This window comes from Leptolyngbya sp. 7M (genome assembly GCF_018128485.1).
On record NZ_CP070897.1, the window covers coordinates 4,158,994 to 4,174,858 of the forward strand.

At 50.2% G+C, this 15,865-nt stretch carries 19 protein-coding genes and 2 pseudogenes; 13 read left to right on the plus strand and 8 right to left on the minus strand.

The annotated features are described in order from the left end of the window. Positions 1 to 236: 236 nt before the first annotated feature. From JVX88_RS21230 to JVX88_RS21245, 4 genes are all read left to right on the plus strand, one after another. Positions 237 to 1,538: a D-alanyl-D-alanine carboxypeptidase gene (locus tag JVX88_RS21230; RefSeq protein ID WP_211620103.1), complete on the plus strand. Its 1,302-nt coding sequence runs from the start codon at positions 237 to 239 to the stop codon at positions 1,536 to 1,538. A gap of 154 nt (positions 1,539 to 1,692) precedes the next feature. Further along, complete coding sequence (locus JVX88_RS21235) at positions 1,693 to 2,709, plus strand: hypothetical protein (protein ID WP_211620104.1); 1,017 nt, start codon at positions 1,693 to 1,695, stop codon at positions 2,707 to 2,709. Next, complete coding sequence (locus tag JVX88_RS21240; protein ID WP_211620105.1) at positions 2,696 to 3,682, plus strand: SAM-dependent DNA methyltransferase; 987 nt, start codon at positions 2,696 to 2,698, stop codon at positions 3,680 to 3,682. The genes JVX88_RS21235 and JVX88_RS21240 overlap by 14 nt, the downstream gene beginning before the upstream one ends. Positions 3,683 to 3,701: 19 nt before the next feature. Further along, on the plus strand, positions 3,702 to 3,914 hold the full coding sequence (locus JVX88_RS21245; protein WP_211620106.1) for a hypothetical protein: 213 nt from the start codon (positions 3,702 to 3,704) through the stop codon (positions 3,912 to 3,914). On the opposite strand, the gene JVX88_RS21250 is transcribed toward JVX88_RS21245, so the two are convergent. Both JVX88_RS21250 and JVX88_RS21255 read right to left on the minus strand, forming a co-directional pair. Continuing rightward, a complete protein-coding gene (locus tag JVX88_RS21250; protein WP_211620107.1) occupies positions 3,880 to 4,743 on the minus strand; it encodes a CheR family methyltransferase in 864 nt (287 codons plus the stop codon). The two genes, JVX88_RS21245 and JVX88_RS21250, sit on opposite strands and share 35 nt — an antisense overlap. Positions 4,744 to 4,808: 65 nt before the next feature. After that, on the minus strand, positions 4,809 to 6,269 hold the full coding sequence (locus JVX88_RS21255; protein WP_211620108.1) for a hybrid sensor histidine kinase/response regulator: 1,461 nt from the start codon (positions 6,267 to 6,269) through the stop codon (positions 4,809 to 4,811). Between JVX88_RS21255 and JVX88_RS21260 the strand changes: the two genes are divergently transcribed. Beyond that, positions 6,229 to 7,506 carry a CIA30 family protein gene (locus JVX88_RS21260; RefSeq protein ID WP_211620109.1) on the plus strand — a complete coding sequence of 426 codons (1,278 nt, stop codon included), beginning with the start codon at positions 6,229 to 6,231 and terminating at the stop codon, positions 7,504 to 7,506. The two genes, JVX88_RS21255 and JVX88_RS21260, sit on opposite strands and share 41 nt — an antisense overlap. Before the next feature lie 74 nt (positions 7,507 to 7,580). Then, positions 7,581 to 8,180, plus strand: coding sequence for a GIY-YIG nuclease family protein (locus JVX88_RS21265; RefSeq protein WP_211620110.1), 600 nt, complete (start codon positions 7,581 to 7,583; stop codon positions 8,178 to 8,180). Between the two features lie 66 nt (positions 8,181 to 8,246). Here the strand turns inward: JVX88_RS21265 and JVX88_RS44270 are convergent, their stop codons facing one another. Further along, entirely contained in the window at positions 8,247 to 8,492 is a 246-nt protein-coding gene (locus tag JVX88_RS44270; RefSeq protein ID WP_211620111.1) for a cytochrome P450, read from the minus strand. A 4-nt stretch (positions 8,493 to 8,496) separates the two neighbouring features. Next, a pseudogene (locus JVX88_RS21275) lies at positions 8,497 to 9,087 on the minus strand (adenylosuccinate synthetase); the annotation flags it as partial. A gap of 274 nt (positions 9,088 to 9,361) precedes the next feature. Here JVX88_RS21275 and JVX88_RS21280 point away from each other — a divergent pair. Further along, positions 9,362 to 9,550, plus strand: coding sequence for a hypothetical protein (locus JVX88_RS21280; protein ID WP_211620112.1), 189 nt, complete (start codon positions 9,362 to 9,364; stop codon positions 9,548 to 9,550). Positions 9,551 to 9,560: 10 nt separating this feature from the next. On the opposite strand, the gene JVX88_RS21285 is transcribed toward JVX88_RS21280, so the two are convergent. After that, positions 9,561 to 9,968, minus strand: coding sequence for a response regulator (locus JVX88_RS21285; protein WP_211620113.1), 408 nt, complete (start codon positions 9,966 to 9,968; stop codon positions 9,561 to 9,563). A 623-nt stretch (positions 9,969 to 10,591) separates the two neighbouring features. On the opposite strand from JVX88_RS21285, the pseudogene JVX88_RS21290 reads away from it, so the two are divergent. From JVX88_RS21290 to JVX88_RS21300, 3 genes and pseudogenes are all read left to right on the plus strand, one after another. Further along, a pseudogene (locus JVX88_RS21290) lies at positions 10,592 to 10,774 on the plus strand (GTP-binding protein); the annotation flags it as partial. 148 nt (positions 10,775 to 10,922) lie between these two features. Further along, complete coding sequence (locus JVX88_RS21295; RefSeq protein WP_211620114.1) at positions 10,923 to 11,090, plus strand: hypothetical protein; 168 nt, start codon at positions 10,923 to 10,925, stop codon at positions 11,088 to 11,090. Between the two features lie 95 nt (positions 11,091 to 11,185). Then, positions 11,186 to 11,401, plus strand: a complete 216-nt coding sequence (locus JVX88_RS21300; RefSeq protein WP_211620115.1) for a hypothetical protein — start codon at positions 11,186 to 11,188, stop codon at positions 11,399 to 11,401. Here JVX88_RS21300 and JVX88_RS21305 read toward each other — a convergent pair. Further along, positions 11,367 to 12,524, minus strand: a complete 1,158-nt coding sequence (locus JVX88_RS21305) for a hypothetical protein (RefSeq protein ID WP_211620116.1) — start codon at positions 12,522 to 12,524, stop codon at positions 11,367 to 11,369. The two genes, JVX88_RS21300 and JVX88_RS21305, sit on opposite strands and share 35 nt — an antisense overlap. Positions 12,525 to 12,792: 268 nt before the next feature. Continuing rightward, entirely contained in the window at positions 12,793 to 13,422 is a 630-nt protein-coding gene (locus JVX88_RS21310; protein ID WP_211620117.1) for a glycosyltransferase family 61 protein, read from the minus strand. Between the two features lie 510 nt (positions 13,423 to 13,932). Here JVX88_RS21310 and JVX88_RS21315 point away from each other — a divergent pair. From JVX88_RS21315 to JVX88_RS21325, 3 genes are read left to right on the plus strand one after another with little or no spacing between them, the layout of a single operon-like run. Further along, on the plus strand, positions 13,933 to 14,703 hold the full coding sequence (locus tag JVX88_RS21315; RefSeq protein WP_211620118.1) for a hypothetical protein: 771 nt from the start codon (positions 13,933 to 13,935) through the stop codon (positions 14,701 to 14,703). Between the two features lie 14 nt (positions 14,704 to 14,717). Next, positions 14,718 to 15,053, plus strand: a complete 336-nt coding sequence (locus JVX88_RS21320; protein WP_211620119.1) for a hypothetical protein — start codon at positions 14,718 to 14,720, stop codon at positions 15,051 to 15,053. Between the two features lie 41 nt (positions 15,054 to 15,094). After that, on the plus strand, positions 15,095 to 15,469 hold the full coding sequence (locus JVX88_RS21325) for a hypothetical protein (RefSeq protein ID WP_211620120.1): 375 nt from the start codon (positions 15,095 to 15,097) through the stop codon (positions 15,467 to 15,469). 3 nt (positions 15,470 to 15,472) lie between these two features. Here JVX88_RS21325 and JVX88_RS21330 read toward each other — a convergent pair whose 3' ends face one another. Next, the gene (locus tag JVX88_RS21330) at positions 15,473 to 15,817 is read right to left on the minus strand and encodes a hypothetical protein (protein WP_211620121.1); all 345 of its coding nucleotides are present in this window, start codon (positions 15,815 to 15,817) and stop codon (positions 15,473 to 15,475) included. Between the last annotated feature and the right edge of the window lie 48 nt (positions 15,818 to 15,865).

The window sequence follows — 15,865 nt, forward strand, 5'->3', positions numbered from 1 at the left end:
CCCACTTGGAAAATGTTTGGGAAAAACGTTCGGGAAAACGTTTGGGAAAAACGCTTGGAACAACAGCTCGGTTGAGTCGGTCCAAACCCAGGCTGATTGAATGCAGGCATAAATTATCAGTGAAGTGGAGGCATTGCCCTTCCGTTTTTCAGCAAATCAGCTATCCTAAATCGGTGAGTTTTTTTGTATCGTTCCATTGTCCACACTGAATAGAGCAGTGTTTGCAGAGGATTAACGTGCTAGAACTTCTGGGCGGACTCTTCTCCTTACTTTTTCAACCCTCTCCTAAACTGCAACCCTTGCAGGCTACCAACTGGTCTCCCTGGCTTGATCCGGTTTGGGTGAAGTCAGCGGTAGCTCCCAGCCCCGATCCGGTGGCTCAGCTCGCCCTACAGCAGCATTTGGCCGCCTTAGCCGGCATGGGATTACCTACCAGCAATCAGGCGGTGTGGATGCAGACCGGCCATCAGGTGCTTGTAGCCCACCAAGGAGAAATACCCTTGCCTGCCGCGTCCCTCACCAAGGTAGCCACAACCCTTGCCGCTCTGGTCAAATGGGGACATGCTCATCAATTCGAGACAGTCTTCAGCACCAACGCGCCGATTCAGGACGGGGTACTCCAAGGCGATCTGATCGTCCAGGGGGGTGGCGATCCGCTGTTTGTGTGGGAAGAAGCGATTGCGGTGGGCAACACCCTCAGTCAAGCGGGCATCCGACAAATCAAGGGGAACTTGGTCGTCACGGGCAATTTTGCCATGAACTTTGAGACGGACCCATTTACGGCTGGGAATGCCCTGAAACAAGCGCTCAATGCTAGCCTCTGGAACGGTGAAGTCGAAACCCAGTACCAGAAATTACCGCCTGGTACACCTCGCCCTCAGATCGAGATTCTAGGCGGTGTTCAGGTGGGTAGCACGAAGCCTGCCTCGATTCGAATTTTGCGGCACCAGTCGCTGCCCATGGTGGATTTGCTGAAGGCGATGAACATCTACAGCAATAACGTCATGTCGGAGATGATGGCTGATTCGGTAGGAGGGGCAGCAGCCGTAGCTCGGCAAGTTACGGAGCTAACCCAAATTCCGCCATCCGAAATTCAAATCATTAATGGCTCTGGCTTGGGAACCGAGAATCGCCTCTCGCCCAGAGCTGTCACTACGATGCTGATTGCCACCCAGCGCTATTTGCAAGCTCGCAAGTTGACAATTGCCGATATCTACCCGGTGATTGGTCGCGATGGCGGCACCCTGGAAGGCCGGCAGACTCCTCGCAGCACTGTTGTGAAAACTGGCACACTCAATGAAGTCAGTGCATTAGCAGGCGTTCTACCCACCCGTGACCGGGGGCCAGTCTGGTTTACGATCATCAACCTGGGGGCGGGCAATCTCGATAGCTTCCACAACCAGCAGGACCTCCTGTTAACGCGAGTGCAGCAGTCTTGGGGCGACGACACGCTGGTTGCGATCCAACCCACCGATCAAGGCAACGAGGAGTTGAAGCGGTACGGCACGATGCTGCGCAATCAGCTTTTGAGCCAGTAATTTCTCAGCCAGGAATGCTCCCGCTCAACCACCGGGTACCAGATCCTGTTGGGGCACAATCTCGGACTGGTGCAGTAGAACCGCAACGGAAACGATATCGTTCTGCGCTCGGTCCACTCTAAATGCCAACCGAGTCAGCCGGCACGGATGGGGAGTGTATTTTCACGAGGGATTCGGTTTTGATTTCGATTACAACCGAATCTTCTATCAGCCTCGGAAACGGAAGAAAACCCTGGTTTCAAGGGACCTGGCTACCCCTGAGATCCGAGATAAGGTCTATCGCAAGCTTATCGAATTGTCGCCTGCATCCTCCAATTACGAGATCGTGAATGGACGTGGCGGTTTAAGCGAACGCGGCATCTCCGACTATTCGCAATATGGAGGCCTCCCCAAAACTGTCAAAGAAAGAGCAATCCTGGTCGAAAGATTGGCTGAGATGTTTGCAAAAGATGCTGACGGGGAACCTGGCGCGTTTGCTGGCATCCCCGGCTTCTGGAAGGATGCTGCCGGCGAATGGCGATCATGGAACCGGTTCGATTCGAACGACGAACTAATGCTCATCCCGTTTGTCGGTCGGGATGGCCTGATCCAGGCCTGCCAGATCAGGTTCATGCGATATGTGGAAAAGAGATCTGGAAAATATGTGTGGCTTTCCTCGGCAAAAGAACGAATGGGGTGCGGTCCTGGATCGCCGCTACACCATGCATGTCCCGGAGAGCGTATAGACAAGACTGTTCTAGTAACGGAAGGTGCGTTGAAAGCCGCAACCACTCAAAGATTCTTGAACCATAGGTATGTGGTCGGAAACAGCGGCGTTGCAACTTCTCATAGGGAGATCGTCGAGACCGCTCGGCAAAGACTACTGGAGATCGCATTTGACAACGACAGTTTCACAAATCCGCACGTCGCACGAGCAATGGCTGCCCTAATACGACTCCGACATTCGGATCAGAGTTCCTTTGCTTATAACAAAGAGGTCCGAATCGTAACCTGGGACAGGAAGCTCAAAGGTATAGATGAAGCTCTATTGGCCGGCGTTCCACTACAACACCTAACTGTTGCCGAATGGCTTAAGTGTCTTCGCCCCGAGTGTGTCGAACAGGCGATCCAACAATTGTCCTCGTTAGGTAGGAAAGAAGCGGCGGTCAAACAGCGTCATGAGCGAGTCTAAGGAACCGAATCTCTATCTTAATGCCTTTGTCGAAGAGATTGCCGCGATCATCGATGTAGACAAGAGAAAGATCACAAATCGGGAACTTCTGAAGTTGTGTACTGCATCCGGAATCAAAAGCTTATCGACCGATTCGCATCTCTGTCATGAAATCGCTGAAACCGCAGTAAATCACCTTTTTTGCACTCAGTACGGCAAACCGCTTCTAGATTCAGCCGACCCTGCAGCCGCCTGTTCGCAAATACTTCGCCCGCTGCAGGAACGTCTTCCGACGCAAACCTGGCGAAGTTCTACACAGATAACCTATCAACAGTTCTCTACTCCGGTTACTATCGCATACCTTGCAGCGTACCTACTGGACCTAAAAAGCAATGACATCGTTCTCGAGCCGTCCTGCGGCACCGGCAGCCTGGCTGTGTGGGCATACGCGGCCGGAGCCACGGTCATAACCAACGAGATTGATCCCAGAAGAAGAGGACTTGCGACGTTTCTGGGGCTTGACCCGACCGGACATGATGCTGAATTTATTGACGATCTGCAACCGGAGAATGTAATTCCTAACGTCATACTCGCCAATCCGCCCTTTTCATCCAGCGGCGGGAGGACCGAGCGGAACCAACGGAAGCTCGGATTCCGTCACGTTGAATCCGCACTTCGACGTCTCGATGCAGGCGGACGGTTTGCAGTCATCTTGGGCGAAAGTGGTTCGCTTCGATCAGGCTCAGGAAAAATGTTCTGGGAATCGCTATCGTCGGATATTCGTGTGACCGCCTCAATAGAACTACCCGGCAGCGAGTACTACAAGAACGGCACGAACGTTGGCGTGACGCTTATCCTCGGATACAAGCTTGTCAAGCAGGACTACGACGGACCGGCTTCGGTAGAACACTCCTTCATTATCAGTGCTTCGTCAGTTGAGGACGCTTTTGAAAAAGCTCTCTCGGCGGGCCTACGGTTCAAACCTTCTTTCTAAGCTTTCTAAGAAAAACAAAATGTTAACAGGTCAGGAAAATACAACGCCGGGCATAGCTGCGCCCGTTTTCAACGACAATGTATCTGGCGGCGATGGATCTGCAGCGGCAGCCGACAAAGCATCTTTTCGGGATACATCCGTTCGGCCGCAGGCATATGTCCCGCACCACTTAGTCGGCGGTGCTCGGCATCCCGGCGTCATCGTCGAGACTCCGGGGTCTTGGGAGAGATGAATAGATGTTCTTGCATATCTAGAGCTAGCCCTTTGGCATAAACTCGATGCTTCAAATTAACCGCTATAAAAATAGCCCTATGGTGGTTGAAGGTTTCTGACTGACCCAGGACAAGGAACCCTGCCTTTTTGAGCGCAAAGTGAAAGCGCACTAAAGTCGATATTTGAACATTGGGGTTAAAGTAAATTAAGACATTGCGGCACAGGATTAAATCAATTTTAGAAATAGGAGCATCCTGGGTCAGATTGTGACGACCAAAGATGATCCTGCGGCGAAGTTGAGGATGAAAAATATAGTTCGATTCGGTTCGCTGAAAGTATTTCTCCAGCCACTCAGGGCGAATGCCGCTAACTTCCGAGTTGCTGTAAATGCCCTGTCGGGCCTGTTGCAGCGCTGCTTCATCTGCGTCGGTCGCATAGCACTGAACCCACTGTAAGCAAGATTCAATCCCTAACGCTTCTGCTAACAAGATCAGCAGACTATAGATTTCCTGTCCGCCAGCGCAGCCCGCGCTCCAAACCCGAATTACTTGATTGGGCTGCTGCCGGATGATTTGAGGAATAAGGCTAACTGCAAGATAATCCCAAACCGCTTGGTCGCGAAAAAAACCAGTAACATTAATCAGAACTTCGTTGAGAAGGGCACGATATTCATTGATATGGGACTGGAGATATTCTAAATAGCTTGGATAGTCTTCGATGTTGAGCTGCCGCATGCGGTGTTGAACCCGCCGTATCAAGGTCGAGCGCTTATAGCCCGTCAAGTCACAGCCACGATTGTACTTGAGGTAATCTAGCAATGCTTCAAATTCGGGATTGGGAGGAGGCATGGCAGTAAACAGGAAAAGGAGTGGAAGATACTAGATTGCTTCATCAGAAGCATGTTCAAGCCAGATCAAGCCTCATCTGCTTCTGCTGCTTCTCCCAGTTCGCTCTCCCCCGCTTCTGCGTCTCGGATTGGTAGCCTGATCATAAACGTTGCCCCTCGCCCTTCTCCTTCACTGGCTACCTCGATCGTACCGTGGTGTAACTCTACTAGGAGGCGAGCAATTGCCAATCCGATGCCGACCCCTCCTGGCGAATGGCGGCTGGGCACCTCTGCTTGACTGAAACGATCGAAGACATGGGGCAGAAATTCGGGACGGATACCAATTCCTGTATCACTGACTTGAATTTCAATCACAGAATCAAGACGTTCCAGGTGAATCGCGACGTTTCCTCCTTTAGGCGTAAATTTGATGGCATTTTCTAGCAGATGGGCAATGATTTGTTTGAGGCGATCGCCATCTACAACAACATTCTGCTGGGCAACATTCGGTAGGGTGTCGATGAGCTGAAGGTTTTTTACCTCAGCCGCCGCACGGAACGAGGTCACAACAGCTTTTACTAGCCCGACCAAATCGACGAGCTGAGACTTTAATTGCACCTTGCCTGAGAGCAGGTTGGAAATATCCAGCAACTCTTTAATCAGTTTTGCTTCAATCGTGGCATTGCGCTCGATGGTGGCAAGTGCTCGTGCCGTTGTGGTTGAGTCAAAGGATTGGGTTTGCAATAACCTTGCCCAACCGAGAATTGCTGTCAGCGGAGCTTGTAGTTCATGGGTCACCGTTAGCAGAAACTCATCCTTAAAACGGTTTGTTACTTGCTCTTGCCGCAGTCGTGCCATTTGTAATTGGGTTTCAACCCGCGCCATCAATTCGCGAGCAGAAAAGGGTTTAATCAGGTAATCATCTGCTCCTGTGGCCAGTCCTTCAATCGTTGCCGCTTCGCCTGCCCGCGCCGACAGCAGAATCACGGGAATGCTCTGGGTTTGAGGATGACTGCGCAATGCTTGCAGCAACTGGATCCCGTCCATTTCTGGCATCATCACATCGCTCACAATCAAATCGGGCAATTGGTGTTGCAGGAAGTCAAGCGCCATTGCACCATTTGTAGCCATCGCTACCTGCCATCGTTGACTTAACAGTTGCCGCAGGAAATCCCGCATATCAGCATTGTCATCCACCAAAAGAATCTGTGCAGGTTTGAACCCTGGCACCTGGAGGTGGGAAGATCGCATCCAGGAAGGTTGAGCTTGAACCGTTAAGATTGGCGATTGGCGGTTGAAGCAGTGCGGTTGAATCGTTGAGGGTTGAGCTTGAACATTGGCAGTTTGAGCTTGAATATTGGTGGTTTGAAGTTGAAGCTTTGAGATGAGCGGTTGAATGTTGGAGCTGTGGGGCTGACGCTCCGGGTCTAACGCTTGAACATCCGAGGGTTGGTCAGGCAGCCATCGTAATGAAGTAGCGCTCTTTGCTGCTTCAGGAGGGGAGGTTATGTCGCAAAATTCTGGTTCACCCGGCTTGTCTGCCGCCAATCGGTGGGAGGTGGGGCGATTTGTTAAAACGCTGTCCTATTTTGGAGCGGTTCCGTTTTTGAGTAATTTGGATTGGTTTCAGCAGTGGTTTGGCAGCCGTCCAGATCCGAAGGTGGATAGTCGTCGATTGGTGCCAGTTCAGTCGTCTGGTGCAGTCGATACCGAGCCCCAGTCAACTCGGCAGATTCTGGTGATCGGAACGACAAGTGCGGTCGGACAGCAGGTGGTACAGCAGTTGACTGCTCAAAACCATCGGTTTAGATCAATCGAGGTTGATGAGTTGTCCGAGCTAACTGATGGGCCAAATGGAGATGCTGTGATCTGCGATGCCGTGATCTGCTGTACTGAGGCATCCCAGAGCCGTGATGCGGCTTTGATTCGTCAGGTAGAAAACTGGGTGGTGCGGCAGCCGATTTTCGATTTTGCTCAGCCTTCGACCGATCTGCAAGAGATTTGGGGGGCACTGGATGATGTGGTGATGGGGGGCGTGAGTCAGAGCAGTATTCGCTTGGGCGATGGAGTGGCCTATTTTTCTGGGGTTGTGTCTACGGCTAATTCGGGTGGCTTTGCCTCGGTGCGGACTCGCAATCTGGAGCCGCCGCTGGACCTCTCTGCCTACGAAGGCGTGGAACTGCGCATCAAAGGCGATGGTAAGCGCTATAAATTCATGCTTCGCAGCGAAACCCGCTGGGATGGGGTGGCCTACTGCTATTCCTTCGATACCGTAGCCGATGAATGGCTCACGGTACGGATTCCGTTTTCGGCCCTGGTGCCGGTGTTTCGCGCCCGCACAGTCGCCAATAGCTCCGTGGATCCCAGCCACGTTTATGCTTGGCAACTGATGCTGAGCAAATTTGAGTATGACGGTGCCCTAAACCCACACTTTGAGCCAGGTTTCTTTCAACTTCAAATTCAATCCGTTGCTGTCTATCGCCATCGCCCATCCCGGATGGTGCTAGTGGGCGCAACGGAGGAAACCGAGCGACTGCTCCAACACAGCGGCATTCCCTATACGATGATTTGCCCCAGCCAGGTTGAGGAGATTCCCGGAGGCCAATCCCTGCAAGTTGCTCGTCAACCGCTTCAGGGCCAAGTTAGCGCTATTGATGTGGCAGCTCTCTGTCTGGCGGCGTTAGACGATTCAGCTGCCCGCAATCTCACCCTGTTTGTGACGGCCGGTGAAGGCCAATGTGCAATCGGTGATTGGCATTGTTTGTTCAAGTCGGTTGTCAATTAGGCGGCAGCTTCCTGCTTCAAGTCCAGCAACCTGTGCCAAACTGGCTAGATGAATCTGCGTAAGGAGTTCGACGGTTGACAGAGCACCAGCCTTCCCTATTCTCTGCTGCGGAGTTGAGCGGTTGCTATACCGTCACTCCTAAAACTGAGTTGGAAATCAGCCGGTCGGCTCTATCGGCTTGGAAGCAGCGAATTTTCGAGTATCAGCAGCAGGTAAAACAGCAGTTGCCGATGCAGCAGGGCAGTTTGTTTGACTGGTCTGATCAACTGACCTCCAATCCTGAGCCTGATGTGACCGATCCAGATAGCCTCGATCCATTTGGCTTACCGCAGCAAAATACCGAGTTTTGGCGCTGGAAGGCCGAGGACGCGGGTGTGGCAGCTCTCTATTTTGTGATCGATTACGAATGGCCGATTTTGCTGTATGTGGGCGAAACGGTGAAGTCGAACCAGCGCTGGAAAGGAGAGCACGACTGCAAGCGCTATTTGCTCAACTATCGACAGTCCCACTATCAGTATCAACTTCAATCCATGTTGGGGATTGCCTTTTGGTCTCAAGCTCCAGTGCAAACTCGTCCGCGCCAAAAGCTGGAATCGGCCCTGATTCACAAGTGGCGATCGCCGTTTAATAAAGAAAACTGGCAGTTTTGGGGCACGCCGTTTATTGGAGAGTAGGGGCGAAGCCTTCACGAAATCAATCCCAGACGTAGTTACAGAGCTTTTGACACAAATGCTTCGCCCTTACGCGAATCGGCGCTGGAGCCGTACTTTGATCTCCTGTTTAGGCCGCAGTGTGAAGGCCGCCCACGGCACAATCTCCTGATCGGGTAGGAGTTCTAGATGGAATTGCTGCATCAGCGTTGCCAACACCAGAACCGCTTCCATCATGGCGAAGGCTTTGCCGATACAAACTCTGGAGCCGCCACCAAACGGAAAATAGGCAAAGGGCGGCAGGTGCTTGGCTAGATCGTTGGCCCAGCACCACATGGGGGCGCAGCCGTTCTGCGTAGGTGAGGTACTCCTCAATCACCGCATCTGGGTCGAGGGGAGGCAACTCATAGAGTTTCTCCAGAATGACGTTCTTGTACTCAACCGTCCAGCGCAACTGCTTCCGCACCCCGTCTGGATCCATCAAATCGTTAATCCGAATGCCAATTCGCTCAGATTTATCGGCATAGGTAGGGCCAATGCCACGCTTGGTGGTGCCGATCTTGTGGGTGCCGCGTCGCTCTTCAGAGGCTTGGTCAATCAGCCGGTGATAGGGCATGGTGACATGGGCCGTACCCGAAATCAGTAAATTTTCGGCAGAAACATCTAGCGCCTTGAGCTGATCCAGCTCTTCAATCAAAACCTTGGGATCAATCACCGTACCGGAACCGATGATGCACTCGGTACTGGGATACAAAATCCCAGAGGGAATCAAGTGCAGCTTAAAAGTCTGACCCTGGACAACAACCGTATGTCCTGCGTTCACCCCACCTTGGTAGCGAACCACGACATCGGCTGACTTGCTCAGCAGATCGGTAATTTTCCCTTTTCCTTCATCGCCCCACTGGGCACCGATGACAACGACGTTAGCCAAGGTTTTCTCAGGTGCTAAAGTTCACACAAACTCCAATTATCAATAATGGATGATATAAGTGTCAACCTTGAACCAGAGATTCTAGTGAGTCGAGGCTCATTTTTGGTTGCGAAAGGTACAACTCTACTGGTTGTATACCGTATTATTTCGGATATACTAGAATGAGATATAAATGGATGTTCTCTTCTAAGCCGCAGGTCTTATGGTTCGTGCCTGCTGGAGTTGGTGATATCGTGCCAGAGGATGTATAGAAACATACGCAAAATTCAACAATATGGATCTTGAGGAGTTTGAGGCTCAAACTCGATCAACCATCGAGCAAACGCTCAACCAACTGCACACAGCCTCCTTGCTTGTCGGGCAGCTAGAAACTCAAATTGCTGAAACTGGGAAAACTGTACAAACCCTTAGTCAGCTAATTGAGAACTTCATTGCTCAACAAAAGCGACAATCTTCTCGCTGAGTCTCAGCTTCTAAACTAGTTGATAATTCAGCTCCTGCAAAATGGACTGTTTGAGTTGGGTTAAACTAACTGGTTTGACTAAATACTGGGAAGCACCCAGCTTGAGTGCCCGTTGCTGATCAGCCTGAAAAGCAAACGCAGAAATTACAATCACTGGTATCTTCAACCAGTCTGCGTGCCATTGTCGCTGCTGTAATAGCGAATAGCCGTCCACATCGGGTAGTTTGAGGTCAAGTAACACGAGATGAGGACGAAATTGGGCCATTGCAGCGCCAAACTGAGCGCCCTTCGCCAGCCCCATCACCTTATATCCGTAATACTCCAGATAGTCGCCCATCAATTGGCGGCTTGCCTCGTTGTCTTCAACTAGCAGAATCCGAGCGCCCATCATTGGAGTTGATCCGAGGGTTTTAGACATGAATGATTCCATCTCGCAATATCTGACAGTTGACTCAACTCTCAAATTGCAAGTATTAGGCACTTAGCCCAAGCACGCAGACACGGCTGGAACATGAGCTAAGAGCCTTCCAAGTCGAGCAAAAGCAAGGTTTCAGCAGATCTACCTTGCTAATCTCAAGGAACACAATTTCAGAGAACACACAGGAATACGAACAGAAATACAAATGCAGAGAGTATGAAGCGATCATGTCGACTCCATTAGGAGTTGACTCGGTTGAAAACAAAGCTTAGTGACGAACTGAATGCAGGAACTTGTCTAGATCTTAATCTCTAAACCAATCACACTTGTTCAATCATTGTAACGTTTCTGTAAAGATCATCGGTGAAACTTCGGACGAAGCACGAGTGTTGGCTCATCGGGTTAGCGTTCCTGGGTAGCATTCAAATCTGTGAAGCAGCTCCAGACAGCTCAGTAAAGATTTCCCGCTAGCCTAGGGGCAGCATCGGTCTCATGGTACGGTATTGAGGAGAATAAGCGGGTTCACGCTAGCTGATCGAACCCTGAAGTTGATTTCAAGCTCAGGGTAGGCGGCGACTGAAGTCTAGCTTGCTCGCGATCTACAGCAATGGATGTGGAGTTTCATGCATAAAATTCCTGTTACAGTAGTCACGGGCTTCTTGGGTGCTGGCAAAACCACCCTGGTCCGCCATTTACTGCAACAAAACGGTGGCAGGCGCATTGCAGTTTTAGTAAACGAGTTTGGCGAAGTGGGGATTGACGGGGAACTGCTGCGAGATTGCCAAATTTGTACCGAAGAATCCGCAGAATGACTCGAAACTGATAACCAGCGTATTCTTCACCTTCAAACAAAACCACCAGCCAAGTTTGCGGATCAAAGGCCAAGCGGTAGACGGATCGTTCGGCTGGCACGCCAGCTCGGATCTCTAGGTTGGGAAGCTGGCAGTAGGGCATTTGCAGAATATCGAGGACCGCTGTTTTGGTGCCTCGTTCCGGTATGGTCAAAAAGGACGCCAATTGCTCTCTAGAGATGGTTGCATCGGCATTCACGGTTCCGGCACAGTTTTCTGGACGACGGTTGGCGCGTTCAAACGAAATACTTTCCCGCACATCCATCGTTAGACCAGCAATCACAGCCAGTGCTCCACCCATGAGAAACAGCCTCATGCCGAGCTGCTGATGGGGTTCAGGTCGTTTCTTCATCCTTACCTCCAACCTTGGATTTCACGAATGCTTTCGCGGATGCTTTTTCTAACGGTTTTGCCAATGCTCCTGAAAATGATTTAGTTGATGGCCTAGTCAATGATTTGGTTGGTGGTTTTGGATCTGCGGTGGGTGCCATCGAGGCAAAGCAGGAAACCACAAACAGCAGCCATGCGGCACCAAGTAGCAAAGGGGTCATAGTCTTCCTCCAAGTAATAGACCAATCATGATTGCGAACAACCGATAGCCCCAGGCAAATCCGCTCTGAGGCATGACTGTAGAACGGTAGGCAGCTAACAAGGCTGGTGTCACCATCACCAGCAGACTCGGAACCCAGAGGACGGGATAGGTGGCTACAATCCAGTCCAGAAATACCCGCAGCAATGCTGATCCCACCACTAGGCTGGCCGCTTCTCGCAGCGTAAACGGCGTTTCGGTAGCCGTCGCTCGTCGTCCTGAACCTCGGTATCTGGGACGGGCCGTTGAGGCGGAGTGGCCCAGAAAAATTTGACCAATGGGTGCCGTCACCAAACTAGCCACGCTGCTGATGATACGGAGCGGCGTTGTGACTAACCACCACAGACTTTTGACTAGACTTTTAACCAGTCTTTGAGCAAGGGTAAAAATCGGCGCACTGGATTTATGACGGCGTTGGCGCAGGGATTGGGCCAGGAATTGAGCATCGGCATCAGGTCGCTCGTCTGAAGTGACCGGATCAATGGCGCGAGAGGTTAAAATCAACGTTCCATCATCGTTCACTTCGACATAAGGAACTTCGGTTTCAAAACATTCAAAAATTAGCTCATTCTTAGCTCTGCGTTTGGCCTGATTGGTTGACTCGTTCTGTTCCAACTGCTCAGAAATTTGAATCAATTCCAGAATCACCATCTCTTGCTGCGAAGCGAGATGATTAATTTGCTTCGCCTTTTCCGCTAATAAATGGCGCATAGCATGCTTTTGGGACTGGGAAGCGGCTTGTGAGTATTGGGCCTGTACCTGCTTAAATCGTCGTACCGTTCCCATTGACTGTTGCTGCAACTGCTCGACTGTATGTAATAGCTGAGAGGACAATGCTGGATTCACTACCCCATTCTGATTAGGCAACGGAAAGCATTCCACTGAACGTCTCTGAGTTGATTTCTGAGTAGGCTTCTGGGGTTTGCCTGCACTCGGTTGAGGAGTTGGGCGCACAATCGTGGGTGCAATCGTGGGTGCAATGGGAGCACTCAGTGCTGCCGTCTCAGAAGATTGATCAGGCTGTAGCAAAGTTACGGATCGAGACGAATCTTGATCAGCTCGAATGGAGCGTAGCTCAGCCTCGATCGCTTTGATTTCTGCGTGCGACTGTCTCATAACTATTCCTGTGAAGGGGGGACTGCAAAACCTGGGACTAGACAAACCCAAATCAATGGTTAACTTGCGGTGACTGGGCCTCACCTAGCCTTCTACTAAGGCACTCGGTCCGCTAGTACTCAGTACACTATATTTAGTACTTCTGTACTGCTCAATGTCCTAAATCCTATCACAAATAGTTCAAATGTACTAGCAGGAAAAAGATTTTTTGCAAATTTTAGCTGACCTCGAATTTCCCACCCTGGCTTGGGAGTCCAAGGGTCCACCGCTACATTGCTAGCTGCAGCAAGGTTTCTAGCTGCATCGGGTCAATCCAAACATCTTCTGTGCGGGGATTGGGATACAGCAACTGATGCCAGAACACGCCCAATGGTGTACTGCCCAGCAGGTAATAGTACTCCAGCTGCATTAGATTACTCAGCAGCCAATAGCAGGGATACACATAGTACGGCGAGAACAGTTCAACGACCTTGGTTCCTGGTTGACAAAACACGATATTGGTTAAACCACTACCGTGGATTGCCAGCACAACTTCAGCCTCAGCCATCGGCACCGCGCGGATCGTCATCTTTTCTTCGATCTGTTTTACCCATTCTTTATCACGATTGTTTTGCAGTATCGTGAACATATCGATCAATGCGGGCGTCGCGGTAGGTTCGTCGCCGTGCATCTGCGACCACATAAATACCTTCAGCGGCCCTTTGCCCCATTCGATCTGATGGATAGAACGTCCGGCATAACTCGCTCCAACCTGCTCGACCTTTACCCCAAGCTTCTTCAGATCCTCGAGCATCGGCAGCAAGTTCCGATGCCGCATATTCGACGGAAATATCTTCGAAACATGCTCCTTTTCCCAGAGCTCGGCCAGCTCCGCAGGCGTTTGCGCAAATGTTTGCATTGACAGAATTATAACCGCGAGAGCAACGGTGGACACGAATCTCATATCAATAAGATAAACCGCATCAGCATTTTACAGCAAGTTATTTCTCTACCAGACCTTACTTCTAACTCTATGTAACTGCTTTTCAGAAAAAGCTTGACAAAATTGGGGGGGCGTAATGTATTGCAAACAGTTTTTCGTTTTTTTTGTTTTGAATGAATTCCCGTGCTCCCGAAACTATTGGTTCAACTTGCGTCTCCCATTGGCGTTCGAACAGGGCGTGCCGCCGGAATTTTTCAACTCAAATTAAGTCACAAACAAGAAATGCCCTGAAGGTTACGCGAATAACCCTCAGGGCTTGCTTGTTTTTAACTGCCTCTGCCGTGTTAAGGACAACAGATGCGTTAACAAAAGCAAAACCATCTTAGCGTAAAACTTGGCAAAGGCTCAATTACTGGCAAAGAAAGTAGAAATAATTAACGCCTGACCTTGATTATTTGCATTACTTTCTTAACCCAATAGAAAAGAATGAAAAAGACATTTTTAATGTTCTTCGGTCTAAGCCTTTTTGTAGCCATTGCATTGGGGGGATTTTGGATGATGAAAAATGGTTCTGTAAGTGCTAATACAAATCCAGAGTCTACGCATCCTTTTGTCGAGGTAAATGCACTGGCCTTGGCTTCTAGAAGTGGTAGTGTCGAGGACAGCAAGGAGCTTATCGGCGAGATCATAAAAGTCGCTGGATTTGATAGCGAACTTCGCGGATTCACAGCCTCTTCGATCAGAGATCGAGTAGGACGTGCAGAAAATAATTTCCAACTAGGTAACTCAAGCGGCATTCCTGAGGCGAAGGTTGTGCGTACATTAAACGGACTCGTGCGTAAATTCAACCTGCCTGCGTATGTAAGAACTGATATTTACGAAGTCAGGAAACTTCGCTTGAGCCTGCTTTCTCAATTTCCTCAGATAATCAATCAGAAGAACCAACCTAGGCAACCCATCTCTATCAGCACAAATCTTGATACGACCATGTCACCAGCGGAATCCGTTTTTGTTCTAGGCCTACTAATTCAACAAAAACTCGCAAATCCTGAGTATCAGCAAACATACTCTGAGAGGATCAGCAGATGGACTGAAACCCACAATCATAGTCCGGGTCGTAATGGGACTAGCAACCCTGCTCCGAATCGTAGTCGTGAGATTCGGGAAGCATTAAGCAGAGCAGCTTCTACAACACCCATTTCCGATGCTTTGCAACTTTCAACAATTACGCTAAACACAATGGGGATCGATCAATAAGGAGGAAAATGACAATGAAACACTTAACTTCGAAAATTCTTTTATTTGCCTCCTTGGGATTGATTACGGCCTGCGGTGGCGGTGGCGGCGGCGGCGGAACGCCGAACCCAAATGCAGGTTTCCGTATGCAAACGTATGCACAAAGCCAGACGGGTAATATATTCTTCCCGACAGCAGCACAGGTTAATGGACAGTTTCTCCAACCGAACGGCACGACCACTGGCACTTTGGAGACATTTAATCTGAGCCACAGTGGCGTAGGACAATTAATAGCCTCTGGAGCTAGGGTGCCAGCTACCTGGAGACTTACACTTGGCCCGAATATCCCAGGCGGGGGAGCCTTTGCCTGACGTTTGCTACCTCAGACCGAAACGTTAATCTTAACGACGTTGTGAACTTAGTGTGTCCGGGTCGTTTTACCGGGTTTACTGCTTCCCCAGATCTACTCGATGCATTAAATCAACCTGCCACGATTACGTTTCTTGGAAAGGGTCTTGACAATGCCTATGGTGAACCAGCCTTAGCATTTTACGACGAGTTCGGAAACGTCGTAGCTTCGACTCAAGCGATTCAGTCTTTGTGGGACGATGGGGAAATCGAAGGGATTGTTGTCAACTTGCCTGATATAAGCCAAGTATTTGATGGGGTCTATTCAGAAACTCAAGGGGCAATCATTTCTATTAGACAAACAGGTCTATGTTTTGCTAGCAAAATCGCCTCTATCTCTGACTACAGACGGGATAGAGGCGATTTGAGTTTTTGTTAGAAATTACAACTCTTCAGCTTGCTGTTCTTCTTGCAGTTGTCGCAATTGTTCCAGCTTGGTAAGGGCTTTTTGCTCCTCCCTTTGATACCAATCAATACACTCACGAGCGGTGCCCAGTTGATCCTCAGCCTCTCGAATCAACTGGGCAATAATTTTCCCTCCGAGCGAGGCACCAACAAAATTTTTCTTCTCCCCACCTGCTCTAGCAGCTCCGAGACGGACACTTGAAATTCCGCTGCTATTTCCTCCAGTCCACTCTTGGCTTGGAGCGATATTCTCGCTCTCAGCAACTCGCTCTTCAGATCCCCGTGTTCCCCGTGCTTGGCTTTTGGCATTCTCGCTAGTCATGTCGTCCTCCTAAATTGTATCCCTAATAAAACAAATGATTGTTGCTCT

Coding starts and splice junctions, on each gene's coding strand:
- JVX88_RS21240 (WP_211620105.1), top strand. CDS start 2,696: ATGAGCGAGTCTAAGGAACCGAATCTCTATCTTAATGCCTTTGTCGAA.
- JVX88_RS21245 (WP_211620106.1), top strand. CDS start 3,702: ATGTTAACAGGTCAGGAAAATACAACGCCGGGCATAGCTGCGCCCGTT.
- JVX88_RS21250 (WP_211620107.1), bottom strand. CDS start 4,743: ATGCCTCCTCCCAATCCCGAATTTGAAGCATTGCTAGATTACCTCAAG.
- JVX88_RS21260 (WP_211620109.1), top strand. CDS start 6,229: ATGTCGCAAAATTCTGGTTCACCCGGCTTGTCTGCCGCCAATCGGTGG.
- JVX88_RS44270 (WP_211620111.1), bottom strand. CDS start 8,492: ATGTGGTGCTGGGCCAACGATCTAGCCAAGCACCTGCCGCCCTTTGCC.
- JVX88_RS21280 (WP_211620112.1), top strand. CDS start 9,362: ATGGATCTTGAGGAGTTTGAGGCTCAAACTCGATCAACCATCGAGCAA.
- JVX88_RS21285 (WP_211620113.1), bottom strand. CDS start 9,968: ATGTCTAAAACCCTCGGATCAACTCCAATGATGGGCGCTCGGATTCTG.
- JVX88_RS21305 (WP_211620116.1), bottom strand. CDS start 12,524: ATGAGACAGTCGCACGCAGAAATCAAAGCGATCGAGGCTGAGCTACGC.
- JVX88_RS21310 (WP_211620117.1), bottom strand. CDS start 13,422: ATGCAAACATTTGCGCAAACGCCTGCGGAGCTGGCCGAGCTCTGGGAA.
- JVX88_RS21315 (WP_211620118.1), top strand. CDS start 13,933: ATGAAAAAGACATTTTTAATGTTCTTCGGTCTAAGCCTTTTTGTAGCC.
- JVX88_RS21320 (WP_211620119.1), top strand. CDS start 14,718: ATGAAACACTTAACTTCGAAAATTCTTTTATTTGCCTCCTTGGGATTG.
- JVX88_RS21330 (WP_211620121.1), bottom strand. CDS start 15,817: ATGACTAGCGAGAATGCCAAAAGCCAAGCACGGGGAACACGGGGATCT.